Genomic DNA, 17,257 nt, shown 5'->3' on the forward strand with positions numbered 1-17,257 from the left:
TGAGGGTGTGGGTGTCGGCGCCGGCGGTGCGCAGTGCGGTGGTGAGGTCGGGTACGAGGGAGTCCCCGTCCTGACCGATCACCAGCCAACGCCCCGTCAGCCTGCCGTCACCGGCGGGAGTCTCCAGGGCCGTCCAGGTCACCCGGTAACGCCAGGCGTCCGTGGGCCGGGACGACGACGTCGCGGCCCGCCGGGCGACGGCGGTCGGCAGCCAGAACCGGTCACGGTGGAAGGCGTACGAGGGAAGCGGTACCCGGCGCGCACCGGTCCCCTCGTACAGGGCGTTCCGGTCGACCCGGACCCCGTGCGCGAAGGCGGCGCCCACCGCGTTGCGCATGCGGTCCAGGCCGCCCGCGCCCCGCTGGAGCGTGTGCAGGGCGGTGGCCGGCACCCCCTCGTCCGCTGCGATCTCGTCGATCGCGGCGTTGAGCAGCGGATGCGGACCGACCTCGATGAACGTGTGGTGGCCCGCGCGCAGCAGCGCCCGCACCGTGGCGTCGAACTCCACGGGTTCGCGCGTGTTGCGGTACCAGTACGCCCCGTCCAGCTGGTCGCCGGTACGGGGGCCGGCGGTCACGGTGGAGAAGAACGGTATCCGCGCGGGAACCGGCCGTACGCCGGAGAGCAGGTCCAGGAGCTCGGCGCGGAACTCCTCCACCTGCGGTGAGTGGCCGGCGAAGTCGACGCCCGGCAGCGGCCAGCGCAGCACCCCCTCGGCGGAGAGCCGCGCGCCGAACTCCTCCAGCGCGAGCGCGTCGCCGGAGACGGTGACCGAGGCGGGGCCGTTGACCGCCGCCACGGAAATCCGCTGCCGCCATGGTTCGAGCAGCTCACGGATCCGCTGGGCCGGAGCCATCACCGCGAGCATCCCGCCGTTCCCGGCCAGCCGCCCCCACAGCCTGCTGCGTCCGGCGATCACCAGGGCGGCGTCGTCCAGCGACAGGGCACCGGCCACGCAGGCCGCGGCCACCTCGCCCTGGGAGTGGCCCACGACCGCGGCCGGCCGCACCCCGTGGGCCTCCCAGAGGGCGGCCAGCGAGACCATCGTGGTGAACAGCACCGGTTGCACCACGTCGGCGCGGTCGATGGGAGGGGTGCCCGGGGCGCCGGCCAGCACGTCGAGGACCGACCAGTCGAGGTGGGGCGCCAGCGCCCGCGCGCACGCCTCGGCCCTGGCGCGGAAGACGGGCGAGTCCGCGAGGAGCCGCGCTCCCAGTCCGGCCCACTGGGCGCCCTGTCCGGGGAAGACGAAGAGCGGCGCCCGGTCGCTGCCGGCCTCGCCGAGCACGACGTCGGGCTCCGGCCGCTCCTCCGCGACCGAGCGCAGCCGCGCGATCAGCGACTCACGGTCGTCGGCCGGGACCGAGGCCCGGTGGGAGAGCGCCGCGCGGGTGGTGGCGGCGGAGTACGCGGCGTCGGCCGGCGTGATCTCCGGATGGGCGGCGAGATGCTCGGCGAGCCGCCGGGCCTGCTCGCGCAGGGGCGCCGCGCCGGCGGCCGACAAGGGGAGGACGGTCGTCGGGGACGTGGCCGGGGGCGGCGGAGGCGCTTCGGCGGACACCGGTGGTTCTTCGATGACGACGTGGGCGTTGGTGCCGCTGACGCCGAACGAGGAGACGCCGGCGCGGCGTGGCCGGCCGGGGTCGGCGGGCCAGGGCCGGGCCTCGGCGAGGAGCCGCAGCGGGCCGGCCTCCCAGTCGACCTTGGTGGTGGGGTGGTCGACGTGCAGGGTGCGCGGGAGGGCGCCGTGCCGCAGCGCCTGCACCATCTTGATGATCCCGGCGACACCGGCGGCGGCCTGGGTGTGGCCGATGTTGGACTTCAACGACCCCAGCCAGAGCGGCGTCCGGCGTTCGGGGTGTCCGTAGGTGGCCAGCAGGGCGCCGGCTTCGATGGGGTCGCCGAGGGGGGTGCCGGTGCCGTGGGCTTCGACGGCGTCGACGTCGTCGGGGGTGAGGCCGGCGTCGGCCAGGGCCTCCCGGATGACCTTCTGCTGGGCGGGTCCGCTGGGTGCGGTGAGGCCGTTGCTGGCGCCGTCCTGGTTGACGGCGGTGCCGCGCACGACGGCCAGGACGCGGTGGCCGAGCCGCTCGGCGTCCGACAACCGTTCCACCAGCAGCATCCCGGCGCCCTCGGCGGGCCCGAAACCGTCGGCGGCCTCGGCGAAGGCCTTGCAGCGGCCGTCCGGCGCCAGCGCCCGCTGCCGCGAGAACTGCACCAGGAGGGCGGGGTCGGCGATGACCGTCGCACCGCCGGCGAGGGCGAGGTCGCATTCCCCGCGTCGCAGGGACTGCACCGCCAGGTGCAGCGCCACCAGCGACGACGAACACGCCGTGTCCACCGTCAGGGCGGGACCCTCCAGGCCCAGGGTGTACGAGACCCGGCCCGCCGTGAAACTGACGATCCCGGCCAGGAGCTGGGCCTCCAGTCCGGCGTCGACCGCGTCCAGACCCTTCTGGTAGCCGCTCTCCCAGGCACCGGCGAACACCCCGGTGCGGCTGCCCCGCAGCGACTTCGGGTCGATGCCGGCCCGTTCCAGTGATTCCCACACCGTCTCCAGCAGGAGCCGCTGCTGGGGGTCCATGGCCAGCGCCTCGTTGGGCGAGATCCCGAACGGGCCGGGGTCGAACCGGTCGACTCCCCGGACGAATCCCCCCTCGCGGCAGTACGTGGTCCCCGCCCGGTCCGGGTCGGGCGAGTACATCGCCGTCACGTCCCAGCCGCGGTCGGACGGTGCGGGGGAGACGGCGTCGGTCTCCGAGCGCAGCAGCTCCCACAGGTCCTCGGGTCCGCGCACCCCGCCGGGCAGCCGGCAGGCCATGCCGACGATCGCGATCGGTTCCCGCGCCCGCTCGTCGACGGCCCGCAGCTGCTCGGTGGCCCGGTGCAGCTCGGCCGTCACGCGCCTGAGGTAGGAGCGCAGCTTCGCCGCGTCCGGCTCGTTCGACTCCTTCGGAGCTTCGTTCTCCACAGCGGTCTTCCCTTCGGGGCTGTGCGGTCCATGGCCGGCCGGGCTGTCGGCCGGGCGGGGTCAGGACGTGCCGAACCGTTCGTCGATGTACGCGAAGATCTCGTCGTCGGCCGCGGCACCCAGGACGTCGTCGATGTGGTCGCCGGTGCCCTGGGCGGTGTCGCCGGTGTCCGGGGTGCCGCTGTGGAGGGCGCGCCAGCGGCCGGCCAGGGCGTCCAGGTGCGACGCGATCTCGGCCGGGGTCCGGGGGGCGGGGAGCGCGGCGGCCGGGCCGTCGGGGGTGAGGGCGGCCAGCGCCTCCTCGATCCGGTCGAGTCCGGCCGGGGCGGGGCCGGTACCGGCAGGCCGCCGCGGCACGAGCAGCTCGTCCAGACGGCCGGCCAGCGCGGCCGGCGTCGGATGGTCGAAGACCAGGGTCGCGGGCAGCCGCAGACCCGTCGCCGCGGCCAGCCGGTTGCGCAGTTCCACCGCGGTCAGGGAGTCGAAGCCCGCCTCGCGGAAGGCCCGGTCCGAGGCGACCGAGGCGGCGGAGCCGTGGCCCAGCACCGCGGCGACGAGTTCACGCACCAGCTCCAGCAGCGTGTCGAGGCGTTCCTCGTCCGACAGGGCGGACAGGCGCTCGGCGAACGCCTCACCGCTCACCTGACCGTCGCCGCCGACGGTGTCGGTCCGGCCCCGCCCGGCCGCCGTGCCGTCCGGAGCGCGTGCGACGAGCCGTGACAGCAGGGGCGGGACCGTTCCGGTGGCGCGCAGCGCGGCCAGGTCCAGCCGCATGGGGTACTGGACCGCCTCGTCCACCCCGAGCACCGCGTCGAACAACGCGGTGGCCTGGGACGCCGGCATGGGCGGGAAGCCGCTCCGCGCGAACCGTCGGCCCAGGCTCTCCTGGTCCAGCGTGTGCATACGGCTGCTGTCCGTCCACAGCCCCCAGGCCACCGAGACCGCCGGCAGACCGAGTGCGCGCCGCCGGGCCGCGAGGGCGTCGAGCACGGCGTTGGCCGCCGCGTAGTTGCCCTGGGCGGGACTGCCCAGCAGCGCGGCGCTGGACGAGAACAGGACGAACGCCGACAGGTCCAGGTCCCGGGTGAGCCGGTCCAGGTGCACGGCGGCGTCCACCTTGGGCCGCAGCACCCGCTCCAGCCGTTCGGGGGTGAGGGAGGGCAGCATGCCGTCGTCGAGGACGCCCGCGCTGTGCACCACCGCCGTCAGGGGCTGCCGCTCGGGTACCTCGGCGAGCAGCCGCCGCACCGCGTCGGGGTCGGCGACGTCGCAGGCGACGACCGTGGCCGACGCGCCCGCCTCGGCCAGTTCCGCGACGAGTCCGGCGGCGCCGTCGCCGTCCGGGCCGCCGCGCGAGGCCAGCAGCAGGTGGCGAACGCCGTGCCGGGTGACCAGATGCCGGGCGATCCGGCTGCCGATCGTCCCCGTGCCGCCCGTGATGAGCACCGTGCCGTACGGGCCGAACGCGGGCGGCATCGTCAGCACCAGCTTGCCGACGTGCCGGGCCTGGCTGATCGTGCGCAGGGCGTCGGCGGCGCGGCGCACGTCGTACGCGGCGACCGGCAGCGGCCGCAGTGCGCCCCGCCCGAACAGCTCCATCAACTCGGTGAGCATCCGGCCGAGTTCGCCGGGGTCCACCTCGTCCAGGCCGAACGCCCGGTAGTGGACGCCGGGGTGGTCCGCAGCGACCCGGAGCGGGTCGCGTACGTCGGTTCGGCCCAGGTCCAGGAACCGCCCGCCGGGGCCGAGCAGGGTCAGGGACGCGTCGGTGTACTCGTGCGCCAGTGAGTTGAGGACGACGTCGACGCCGGCCGGCCGGCTCCCGCGGGAGAACGCCGTCGCGAAGTCGAGGGTGCGGGAGGAGGCGATGTGCTCGTCCGCGACGCCCAGGCCGCGCACGGTGTCCCACTTGGCGGGACTCGCGGTCGCCAGCACCTCCGCGCCCAGGTGGTGGGCGATCTGCACGGCGGCCATACCGACGCCTCCGGCGGCGGCGTGCACCAGCACCCTCTCCCCGCGCCGCAGGCCGGCCAGGACGACCAGGCCGTAGTAGGCGCTCAGGAACACCGCCGGGACCGACGCGGCGCGGACGAAGGACCAGCCGTCCGGGACCGGCGCGAGCAGCCGCTCGTCGGCGGTGCACACGGGGCCGAAGCCGCCGTTCCACAGGCCCAGCACCCGGTCGCCGGGGCGGAACCGGGTGACACCGGGACCGGCCTCGATGACGACGCCCGCTCCCTCGGTGCCCAGCTCGGCCTCGCCCGGATACATGCCCAGGGCGAGGAGGGTGTCCCTGAAGTTGACACCGGCGGCACGCACGGCGACCCGCACCTGCCCCGGCTCCAGCGGGGCGTCCGCGTCGGGAGCGGGCAGCAGGGCCAGCCCGTCCAGGGTGCCGTCCGCACCCCGGCGGAGCCGCCACGCACCGCCCCCGGCCGGCGGGATGAGCGCGGCGCCGGCGGACGTGCCGCCGGCGCGGTCCAGCCGGGGCAGGTACGCCGTGCCGGCCCGCACCGCCGTCTGCGGTTCGCCCGAGACGAGGACCGAGGCGAGGGCGGCGGGCAGGGCCCGTACCGACACCGGGTCGTCGTCCACGTCGACGAGCAGGAACCGGCCCGGTTCCTCGGCCTGCGCGGAACGCAGCAGACCCCACGCGGCGGCCGCCGCCGGGTCGGTCACCTCGCCGTCGCCACGCACCGCGACCGCGCCCCGGGTCGCCACGACGAGCCGCGGCCCCTCGGCTCCGGCCGGCGCCGCGAGCCACCGCTGCACCAGCTCCAGCACCCGGCGGACAACGCCCCGGGCCTCCAGGTCGAGGTCCCCGTCCCCGCCCGCCACACCGAACACGACCGCGTCCGGCGCGGACTGCCCGCCCCACGGCTGCGGTGCGCCGTCCGCGCCCGGGACGGGCAGGTCGGGCAGGTGGGCGTCGGCCGCCTCGGCCAGGGACAGGGCGTCGGGTCCCGCGACCACCCAGCGCAGCGGCGGGGCGGCGCCGTTCGCCGCGGTGCCGGGCGCGGGGACGGCGTCCCAGGTGAGTCCGAACAGCGAGTCGGGAACCCGGCGGCCGGCGTGCGCCAGGTGACCCGGGTCGACCGGGCGCATGACGACCGAGTCGATCTCGGCGACCGGCCGCCCCTCGGCGTCGGCGCACTGGACCCGGACCGCGTCCTCGGACACCGGCGAGACCCGGACCCACAGCCGGTCGGCACCCAGGCGGTGCAGCCGTATGCCGCGCAGCGCGAACGGCATCCGCACCTGCCCGTCCTCGGGGAAGAACGTCCCGAGGCTCATCGTCTGCAGGGCCGCGTCCAGCAGCGCGGGGTGCAGTCCGAACCGCGACGCGTCGCCCTGGGCCGACCTGGGCAGCGCCACCTCCGCGTGGATGTCGGCACCGTCCCGGTACGCCGTCACCAGCCCGCGGAACACGGGCCCGTACCCGTAGCCGCGCTCGGCGAACCGGTCGTAGAAGTCGCTGACGTCCAGCGGCTCGGCACCCGGCGCAGCAGCCGCCGCGTACGCACCCGCGCCCTCGCCCGCGCCCTCGTCGGGCGCGAGGAGGCCCTCGGCGTGCAGGCTCCAGTCGGCGGCGTCCTCCGGGCGGGCGTGGACGGTGAAGCGGCGGTCCCCGCCCGGCCCCCGGCCCGCCACGCTCAGCCGCAGCCGGACCCCGCCGTCGGCGGGCACCGTCAGCGGCGACGACAGCGTGAGTTCCTCGATCCGCCCGGCGCCGTTCTGGCGCCCCGCCCACAGCGCGAGGTCGGCGAAGGCCGCACCCGGCAGCAGCACCGCTCCCAGCAGGGTGTGGTCGGCCAGCCAGGGGAACCCGTCGACGCCGATCCGCGCGGTGTACACATGGCCGCCGGAGTCGGGCAGTTCCACGCCGCCGCCGAGCAACGGGTGATCGGCACCGTCCACGCCCAGGGAGGCGGGGTCGCCGCCCCGGACACCGGGGTGGTACCAGTAGCGCTCCCGCTGGAACGGGTAGGTGGGCAGCTCCACGGGCCGTGCGTCCGGTCCGAAGACCGCCTCGGGCCTCACCTCCACGCCGTGCGCGAAGGCGCGGCCGACGGCCAGGGCCAGCGCGCGGGGACCGCCGTGGCGACGGCGCAGGGTCCCCAGCACCGCCGCGTCGGTGCCGGCGTCGGTGACCGTCTCCTCCAGCGCCACGGCCAGCATGGGATGCGGACTCGTCTCCAGGAAGACGTCGTGCCCGTCGGCGATCAGCGCCCGCGTGGCCCGCTCGAACTCGACGGGCTCGCGCATGTTGCGGTACCAGTACGGCGCGTCCAGTTCCGTGCCGTCCAGCAGCCCGCCGGTCACCGTCGAGTAGAAGGGGATGCCGGCCGGCCGGGGGGCGACCGGGGCCAGCACCTCCAGCAGATGGGTCCGCAACGCGTCCACCTGCGGCGAGTGGCCCGCCGTGTCGACGCCCGGGATCGGCCGGGCGTGCACGCCCTCACCGGTCAGCTGCGCGACCAGTTCCGCCAGCGCCTCCGGCTCGCCGGCGACGGCACAGGAGCCGGGGCTGTTGACGGCGGCGACGGCGAGCCGGTCCCCCCACGTCACCAGCCGCGGCCGCAGTTCCTCCGCCGGCATCGGCACCGCCACCATGCCGCCCTTGCCCGCCAGCCCGAGCCACGCCCGACTGCGCAGGGCGACGATCCGGGCCGAGTCGTCCAGCGACAGCGCCCCGGCGACATGGGCAGCGGCGATCTCGCCCTGCGAGTGCCCGACGACCGCCGCCGGTTCCACGCCCAGCGCACGCCAGACCGCCGCGAGCGAGACCATCATCGTGAACAGCACCGGCTGCACGACGTCGACCCGGTCGAGCGAGGGCGCATCCGGTTCCCCGCGCAGCACGCTCAGCACCGACCAGCCAAGGTGCGGCCGCAGCGCGGCGTCGCAGGATTCGGCGGCGCTCCGGAACGCGCCGGAACGCTCCAGCAGCCCCTCGGCCATGCCGGCCCACTGCGATCCCTGGCCGGGGAACACGAACACGACACGGTCGGCCGTTCCCGCGGTGCCGGTCGCCGCCAGCGGATGCGGGCTGCCTTCGGCGACGGCGTCGAGGACCTCGGCCAGCTCCGCCACGCTCTCGCCGACCACCGCCGCACGCCGTCCGAAGCGGGCGCGGGTGCTGAGCAGGGCGTGTCCGACGTCGGCGGGACGCCGGTCGGGACGCGCGAGGAACCCCGCGCGCAGCCGTCGCGCCTGCTCGCGCAGTGCGGCCTCGCTGTGCGCGGACAGCATCAGCGGCACGGTCACCCCCTCCCACCGGTCCGGGTCCCGGTCCCGGTCCCGCGACGGCAGCGCGTCCGTCGGGGGCGACTCGGGCGACTCGGGCGACTCGGGTACGGCCGTCCGGGGCGGTTCCTCGATGATGGCGTGGGCGTTGGTGCCGCTGATGCCGAAGGCGGAGATGCCGGCGCGGCGTGGCCGGCCGGGGTCGGCGGGCCAGGGTTGGGCGTCGGTGAGGAGCTGTATCCGGCCGGCTTCCCAGTCGACCTTGGTGGTGGGCCGGTCGACGTGGAGGGTGCGCGGGAGGGTGCCGTGCCGCAGCGCCTGCACCATCTTGATGACTCCGGCGATGCCGGCGGCGGCCTGGGTGTGGCCGATGTTGGACTTCACCGATCCGAGCAGGAGCGGCGTCCGGCGTTCGGGGTGTCCGTAGGTGGCCAGCAGGGCGCCGGCTTCGATGGGGTCGCCGAGGGGGGTGCCGGTGCCGTGGGCTTCGACGGCGTCGACGTCGTCGGGGGTGAGGCCGGCGTCGGCCAGGGCGTCGCGGATGACGTTCTGCTGGGCGGGTCCGCTGGGTGCGGTGAGGCCGTTGCTGGCGCCGTCCTGGTTGACGGCGGTGCCGCGCACGACGGCCAGGACGGAGTGGCCGAGCCGCTCGGCGTCCGACAACCGTTCCACCAGCAGCGTCACGGCACCCTCGGCCAGACCGACGCCGTCGGCGGCCTCGGCGAAGGCCTTGCTGCGGCCGTCCGGCGAGATCGCACGCTGCCGGGCGAAGTCCACCAGCATCTCCGGCGTGGACATCACCGTGGCACCGCTGACCAGCGCCAGATCGCACTCCCCCCGGCGCAGCGACTGCACCGACAGGTGCAGCGCGGTGAGGGAGGCGGAACAGGCCGTGTCGACGGTGACCGCGGGCCCCTCCAGACCGAAGACGTACGACAGCCGGCCGGACATCACGCTGGCGGAGTTGCCCGTGGAGATGTAGCCGTCGAAACTCTCGCCGTCCGCGCCCCCGTTCTGCAGCAACGGCACGTAGTGCTGGCCGTTCGTGCCCACGAAGACCCCCGTGCGGCTGCCGCGCAGTCGCGTGGGGTCGAGCCCGGCCCGTTCGAAGGTCTCCCAGGCCGTCTCCAGGCTCAGCCGCTGCTGCGGGTCCATCGCCAGTGCCTCGCGCGGGCTGATCCCGAAGAAGCCGGGATCGAACTCGGCCGCGTCGTGCAGGAACCCGCCCGCGCGGGCGTAGGTGCGGCGCGACGCGGCGGGGTCGGGGTCATAGAGACCGTCGTTGTCCCAGCCCCGGTCGGCGGGGAAGGCGGTGATGGCGTCGGCCCCGCCGGAGAGCAGCTCCCACAGGTCCTCCGGGGAGCGCACCCCGCCCGGCAGCCGGCACGCCATGCCGATGATCGCGATCGGCTCGCCCGCGTCCGCTTTCCGCACCACCGGGGCCTTCGCGGCGGCGGCCGTGCCGGCCTCGTCGCCGAAGAGCCGCTCGCCGAGGTGGCGGGCGAGTGCGGCGGGGGTGGGATGGTCGAAGACCAGGGAGGCGGGCAGCGTCAGCCCGGTCGCCTCCGCGAGCCGGCCGCGCAGCTCGACCGCCGTCAGCGACTCGAAGCCCAGCTCACGGAACGCCCGCGTACTGTCCACCGCGTCGCCGGACGCCTTCCCCAGCACGGCGGCGGCATGTGTGCGGACCAGTCGCAGCAGCGCGGCCCGCCGCTGGTCGCCGGACCGGGCGGACAACTCCCGCACCAGCTCGGCGGCGGCCGGGTCGTCGGCGTCCGCCGCGCGCCGGGCGGCGCGCAGCTCCCGCACATCGGGCACGTCGTCGAACAGGGCGGTCGGCCGTACGGACGTGTACGAGGCGACGAAGCGTTCCCACACGACGTCGGCGACGGCGCCGCACGCGCTGCCCCCCGCCAGCAGCCGGCGCAGCGAGCGCACCGCCGCACCGGGATCGAGCGGGACCAGCCCGCGCCTGCTCAGGAACTCCTCGTCGGCGCCCTCCGCGTGGGCGCCGCCCGCCCAGGGGCTCCACGCGACCGACAGCGCGGGCAGACCGGCGGCCCGTGCGCGTTCGGCGAGGGCGTCCAGGTGCGCGGTGGCCGCCGCGTAGCAGCCCTGGGCGGCGCCGCCCCACACACCCGAAACGGAGGAGAACAGCACCAGCGCCTGCAGGTCGGCCTCGGCCGCCAGACCGATCAGATGACCTGCGACGGCCGTCTTCGCGGCCACCGCCTCGGCGATGTCACCGGGCGCCGTCTCGACGAGGGGTGCCAGCGGCACCAGCGGCGGCGCGTGGACGACGACGGCCGGACGGTACTCCGCGAGCAGGCCGGCCAGGACGGACCGGTCGGTGACCTCACACGACACCCGGACCACAGCCGCGTCGGGGGCCGGCTCGGCCGTCCCGGCGCCGGTCTCCGTACCGGCGTCCGCCCCGGCCAGCACCACGCGGTCCGCCCCGTCGTCCAGCAGGGACCGCAGCAGCCGGGCGGGCACCGTCGCGGAGTCCCCGACGACGAGGACCGTGCCCCGGGGCCGCCACGCGGGCGGCGTCGCTTCCGCCGGGGTCCGCAGGACACGGCGGCCGAAGACGCCCGACGCCCTGATGGCGACCTGGTCCTCGGTCCCGGTCCCGGCGAGCACCGCGGCGAGCCGGTCGAAGGCCCGGGCGTCGGGCCGCTCCGGCAGGTCGACGAGACCGCCCCACAGCTCGGGCAGCTCCAGCGCCGCAGCCCGCCCCAGGCCCCACAACTGGGCCCCCTCGGCGGACGGCACCTCGTCCGGCCCGGCGGCGACGGCACCCCGGGTGACCGTCCACAGCGGTACGGCGACGCCGAGATCGGCCAGCGCCTGGACGAGGGCGAGGGTCCCGGTGACCCCCGCCGGCACACCGGGATGCTCCGGGTGGCCGTCCGTGCACACGCCCAGCAGCGACACGGCACCGGCCAACGGCTCCTCCCCGGCGAACACGGGTGCGAGCAGGGCGCGGAGCCCGTCGCGGCCGGTCGACAGCGGGTCGGCCGTGACCCGGCGGACCGTCCCCCCGAAGGAGGCGATCGCCTGCTCCACGGCGTCGGCGACCCCGGCCTCCCGCTCCCCGGCCGGCACGATCAGCAGCCACGGTCCCGGCCGCCAGGCGTCGGCGCCCGGCAGCAGCCCCTGCCAGGCGACGTGGTACGCGAGCCGGTCACCGTACGCCGAGGCGGCACCCTCCTGCCCGGAGCCGCTCCGGGCGGCCGACGCCGGACCGGTCGCAGCGGCAGAACCCGCCCCGGCCGCCGGCCTCGGTTCCGCCGGGGCCACCCAGTACCGCTCGCGCTGGAAGGCGTATGTGGGCAGGTCCACCCACCCCGCACGCGGACAGAGCGCCGTCCAGTCCACCGGAACGCCCTTGACCTGGGCCTCCGCGGCGGATGTGAGGAACCGCCGCAGGCCGCCGTCGTCGCGCCGCAGCGAGCCGACGGCCACCGCGCCCGCCCCCGCGCTCTCCAGCGTCTGCCGTACGGGGACGGTGAGAACCGGGTGCGGGGAGCACTCCACGAAGGCGTCCACCCCGTCGGCCAGCATCGCCCGCAGCGCGGACTCGAACTGCACCCGGTGGCGCAGGTTGCGGTACCAGTACCCGGCGTCGAGCGCGGTCCCGTCCAGCGGCTCCGCCCCGACGGTCGAGTAGAAGGGCACGCTGCCCGCGCGCGGCCGGATCCCCGCGAGTACGGCCGCCAACTCGTCCCGGATCCCCTCGACGTGGCGGGAGTGCGACGCGTAGTCCACGTCGATACGACGGACCCGGACGCCCTCGCCCTCCAGCACGCCCAGCAGCGAGTCCAGCGCACCGGGCGCACCGCAGACGACGGTCGTCTCCGGTCCGTTGACGGCCGCGATCTCGAGGTCCCAGGGACCGGCACCGGCATCCGTGGCGGCACCCGCACCGGCCAGCCGCGCCTCGACGTCGGCCGCGGCCAGGGCCACCGAGGCCATACCGCCCCGCCCCGCGAGTTCACGGGCGATGAGCCGGGAGCGCAGCGCCACCACCCTGGCGGCGTCCTCCAGCGAGAGCACCCCGGCGACGTGGGCGGCGGCGATCTCGCCCTGGGAGTGGCCGATCACGGCAGCCGGCTCGACACCGAGCCACCGCCACATCGCCGCGAGACCGACCACGACGGCGAAGGTCACCGGCTGCACGACGTCCACCCGGTCAAGACCGGGCGCCCCCGGCGCCCCGCGCAGCACATCGGTGAGCGACCAGTCCACGAACGGCTCGAGCGCGGCCTCGCACCGTGCCAGCTCCGCCGCGAACACCGGTGAGGAATCGAGGAGTTCGGCGCCCATGCCGGCCCACTGCGCGCCCTGGCCGGGAAAGACGAAGGCGACCCGGCGCACATCGGCCGCGCTGCCCGTGACGACGTCCGGCGAGACCTCGCCCGAGGCCAGCGCGGCAAGGGCGTCCAGCGGGGCGGCGCCGTCACCGAGCAGCACCGCCCGGTGGGGGAGCACGGCCCGCCCGACGGCCAGAGCGTGACCGATGCCGGCGGAGTCGGCGGGGGAGAGGGCGTCGGCGGTGCGGTGGAGCCGGGCACGCAGGCGAGCGGCTTGGGCGCGCAGGGCGGCGGGGGTGTGGGCGGACAGCGGCCAGGCGATGACGGGTGGGGCGGGTGTGTGTGTTGGTGCTTCGGCGGGGGTGGGTTCTTCGATGATGGCGTGGGCGTTGGTGCCGCTGACGCCGAAGGCGGAGATGCCGGCGCGGCGTGGCCGGTCGGGGTCGGCGGGCCAGGGTTGGGCGTCGGTGAGGAGTTGTATCCGGCCGGCTTCCCAGTCGACCTTGGTGGTGGGGTGGTCGGCGTGCAGGGTGCGCGGGAGGGTGTTGTGGTGCAGGGCCTGGATCATCTTGATGATTCCGGCGATGCCGGCGGCGGCCTGGGTGTGGCCGATGTTGGACTTCAGTGATCCGAGCAGGAGCGGTGTCCGGCGTTCGGGGTGTCCGTAGGTGGCGAGGAGGGCGCCGGCTTCGATGGGGTCGCCGAGGGGGGTGCCGGTGCCGTGGGCTTCGACGGCGTCGATGTCGTCGGGGGTGAGGCCGGCGTCGGCCAGGGCGTCGCGGATGACGTGTTGCTGGGCGGGTCCGCTGGGTGCGGTGAGGCCGTTGCTGGCGCCGTCCTGGTTGACGGCGGTGCCGCGTACGACGGCCAGGACGCGGTGGCCGAGCCGTTTGGCGTCGGAGAGTCGTTCGATCAGGAGCATGCCGGTGCCTTCGGCCCATGCGGTGCCGTCGGCGGTGTCGGCGAAGGGTTTGCAGCGGCCGTCGGGCGCCAGTCCGCGCTGGCGGGAGAACTCGATGAAGACGGTGGGGGTGGCCATGACGGTGGTCCCGCCGGCGAGGGCGAGGTCGCATTCGCCGCGGCGCAGGGACTGCACGGCCAGGTGCAGTGCCACCAGGGACGAGGAGCACGCGGTGTCCACGGTGAGCGCAGGTCCTTGCAGGCCCAGCGTGTACGCCACCCGACCCGACGCCACACTCCCCGCCGTACCCAGACCGAGCTGTCCACTGGCGTCGGCCGCGCTGCCGACCTGGTGACTGCCGTAGTCGTGGTGCATGACGCCGGCGAAGACGCCGGTGCGGGTGGTGCGCAGGGTGTGGGGGGCGATCCCGGCGTGTTCGAGGGCTTCCCAGGAGGTTTCCAGCAGGAGCCGTTGCTGGGGGTCCATGGCGGTGGCTTCGCGGGGGCTGATGCCGAAGAACTCGGGGTCGAACTGGGCCGCGTCGTGCAGGAAGCCGCCGTGGCGGACGTAGGTCTTGCCGGGGGTGCTCGGGTCGGGGTCGTACAGGCCGTCCAGGTCCCAGCCGCGGTCGGCCGGGAACGCGGAGATGGCGTCGGTCCCGGAGGCGACCAGCTCCCACAGGTCGTCGGGCGAGGTCACGCCGCCGGGGTAGCGGCAGGCCATGCCCACCACCGCGATCGGCTCATGCCGTGCCGACTCCAGCTCCGACAGTCGCTCGCGCACGCTGTGCAGGTCGCCCATCGCGCGCCGAAGGTACTCCCGCAGCTTCTCCTCGTTCGTTGCGGACACGGTTCTCCTCTGGGTCATCCTCGTGGTGGCCGGGGCAGGCACATCGCGTGAACCTGGTCACCGGAACTCGCTGTCGTACAGGTCGAAGAGCTCGTCGTCCGAGGCCGACCTCAGCCGGTCGGTGACCACCTCGGTGGGCGCGCCGTCCGCTTCCGGGCCCGCATCCGCCCCCGTGCCCGGGACCGGATCGGCGGTGGTGAGAGCGGTGAGCAGGGAGCGCAGCCGCTCGGCCGCGCCGACGCGGGCGGCACGGTCGTCGAGGGCCGCGAGGCCGCGCGCGAGCCGGTCGAACGCGGCGGCCAGGTCCTCCGGACCGGCGGTGGCCGGTTCCACGTCCAGGCCGGCGAGCAGGAGTTCGGCCAGCGCGAGCGGCGTCGGGTGGTCGAAGACGAGGGTCGCCGGCAGCCGCAGTCCCGTACGCGCGTTGAGCCGGTTGCGCAGATCCACGGCGGTGAGCGAGTCGAACCCGGCGTCCTTGAAGGAGCGTTCGGCACCCACCGCGCCGGGGTCACCATGCCCCAGTACCGCGGCGACCTCGGTCCGTACGAGTTCGAGCAGCAGGGGCAGGCGCTCGGGAACCGCGCGGCGCGCGAGCCGCTCGGCGAGGCCGCTGCCGGTCTCGGTCCCGGTCCCGGTTGAGGTCGCGGTGCCTTCGCTCCCCGGTGTGGGGTGAGCGCGGGACGGGACACCGGCGAGATCCCGCAGGACCTCCGGCAACGTGCCCGCACGGGCCGCCTCGCGCAGCGCGGCATGGTCCAGCCGCACCGGCAGCAGCGCGGGCTCCGGCCGGGCCAGCGCCCGGTCGAACAGGTCCATCGCCGTCCCCGTGTCGAGCGGGGCGATGCCGGAACGCCGGATGCGTGCCGCGTCCGCCCGGTCCAGCCCGGCGGCCATGCCCGCGCCGGTCCACCAGCCCCAGCCGAGCGACAGGGCGGGGTGACCGTCCGCCCGGCGTCGCGCGGCGAGCGCGTCCAGGAAGGCGTTCGCCGCGGCGTAACCGGCCTGGCCCGTACTTCCCAGGACACCCGAGACCGAGGAGAACAGCAGCAGCGGAACGGGCCGTTCCCGGTCCCGGGTCAATTCGTCGAAGTGGAGCGCGCCGTCCGCCTTGGGCCCCAGTACGGCGGCGACACGCTCGGGCGTCTGCGCGGAGATCACCCCGTCGTCCAGGACGCCGGCGGTGTGCACCACGCAGCTCAGAGGACGCTCGGCGGGGATCCCGTCCAGCAGACGGCGGACGGCCGCCCGGTCGGTGACATCACAGGCCCGGAACTCGACGTCGGCGCCCAGAGCGCCGAGTTCCGACGCCAACTCGGCCGCCTGCGGCGCGTCCATGCCACGCCTGGCGGCCAGCAGCAGATGCCGTACGCCGTGACGGGCCACGAGATGCCGGGCGGTCACGGCGGCCAGTGCGCCGGTCCCACCGCTGATCAGCACCGTGCCATCCGGATCGAACAGCCCCGCGGAGCCCGGCCCGCCCGGTTCCGCACCGGTCCTGACGGCGGTCAGCGCCACGAGGCGCGGCACACTCGGGCGACCCTGACGGACCGCGACCTGGGGGGCGTCCACGTCCCCCACGGCAGCCACGACGGCGGGCAGCGCCCGCGAGGACTCCGCCGTGTCGTCGACGTCGATCAGGACGAACCGGCCGGGATGCTCGCTCTGCGCGCTGCGGACCAGCCCCCAGGCGGCCGCCCCCGCCGGATCGTCGGCACCGCCTTCGGGACCGGCCGCGCCCCGGGTGAGGACGACCAGCCGCGAGCCGTCGTCGGCCGGTTCCCGGAGGTGGGCCTGGACCGCCTCCAGCACCCTGCGGACGGTCAGGTGGACGTCGGCGGTGAGTGCGGTGAGATCCAGGACGGACGGGTCGCAGTCGCCGGCCCCGACCGGTTCCGTGAAGCCCGGCAACGGCACCCAGTCCAGGCGGTGGAGCGGAACGGACGGCGCGGCGGGCAACTGCGTGGCGGAGACACGACGCAGCACCAGCGAGCGTGCGACGAACACCGGGACGCCGTCGCGGTCGGCCGCCGCGAGCGAGACGGCGCCGCCGGGACGGTCGTCCCGCCCGCTGTCCGCCGGGCCGTCCGTCCGGCGGTCCTGCGCCCTGGCGACGCGTACGCGCAGGGTGTGCCCGCCGTCCCGGGGACGCAGCACATCGGTCCACACGAACGGCAGAAGCCCGTGCCCGCCGTCGCCCAGCGGATCGAGCAACGCGATGGGATGCAGGGCCGCGTCGAGCAGCGCGGGATGCAGACCGTAGCCCGCGGCGTCGGTGGCATGGTCGTCGGGCAGCCGTACCTCGGCGAAGATCTCGTCCTCCCGGCGCCACACGGCCCGCAGTCCACGGAACGCGCCCCCGTAGCCCACCCCGGCGGCGGCGAACAGCTCGTACTGGCTGGAGATGTCGACCTCCTGCGCGCCGGGAGGCGGCCAGACCCCGGAGAGCTCCGCGAAGACGCCGCTCCCGATCTCCTCCGACCCGGCCCGGGCGAGCCGGCCCGACGCGTGCCGCGTCCAGACGGCTTCGTCGTCGGGCCGGGAGTAAAGGCTCACCTCCCGCGTGCCCTCCGGGCTCAGGGCGCCCACGACCGTCCGGACCACTGTCGGAGCGTCGGCGCCCCAGCTCAGGGGCGCTTCCAGGACCAGCTCACTGATACGGGGCAGCCCGATCCGCTCCCCGATCTGCAGCACGATCTCCAGCACGGCGGTGCCGGGCGCCACGCCCCGGTCCCACACCAGATGGTCGGCGAGCCAGGGAAGGGCAGGGGCGGACAGCTTGCCCGTCCACACCGTGGTGTCGGTCTCCGGCAACTCCGTCACGGCCGCGAGCAGCGGATGCCCCACGGCGGTCACGCCCGCCGCGGTCAGGTCGCCGGCCGCGGCCCTGACCGGATCCAGCCAGTAGCGGTCGCGTTGGAAGGGGTAGGTGGGCAGGTCGAGGTGGGGGGTTTGGGTGGTGGTGGGGTGGAGGGT

At 75.7% G+C, this 17,257-nt stretch carries 2 protein-coding genes and 1 pseudogene; all 3 read right to left on the minus strand.

From position 1 onward, the window contains the following. Positions 1-2,926 (minus strand): annotated as a pseudogene (locus tag ACF07S_RS33115) (type I polyketide synthase); the annotation flags it as partial. Positions 2,927-3,031: 105 nt separating this feature from the next. Then, the gene (locus tag ACF07S_RS33120; protein WP_391975893.1) at positions 3,032-14,284 is read right to left on the minus strand and encodes a type I polyketide synthase; all 11,253 of its coding nucleotides are present in this window, start codon (positions 14,282-14,284) and stop codon (positions 3,032-3,034) included. A gap of 57 nt (positions 14,285-14,341) precedes the next feature. Continuing rightward, positions 14,342-17,257 (minus strand): SDR family NAD(P)-dependent oxidoreductase (locus ACF07S_RS33125; protein ID WP_391975894.1); only part of this gene is annotated, 2,916 nt, incomplete at its 5' end.

This window comes from Streptomyces sp. NPDC016640, assembly GCF_043076215.1.
Classification (GTDB): Bacteria; Actinomycetota; Actinomycetes; order Streptomycetales; family Streptomycetaceae; genus Streptomyces.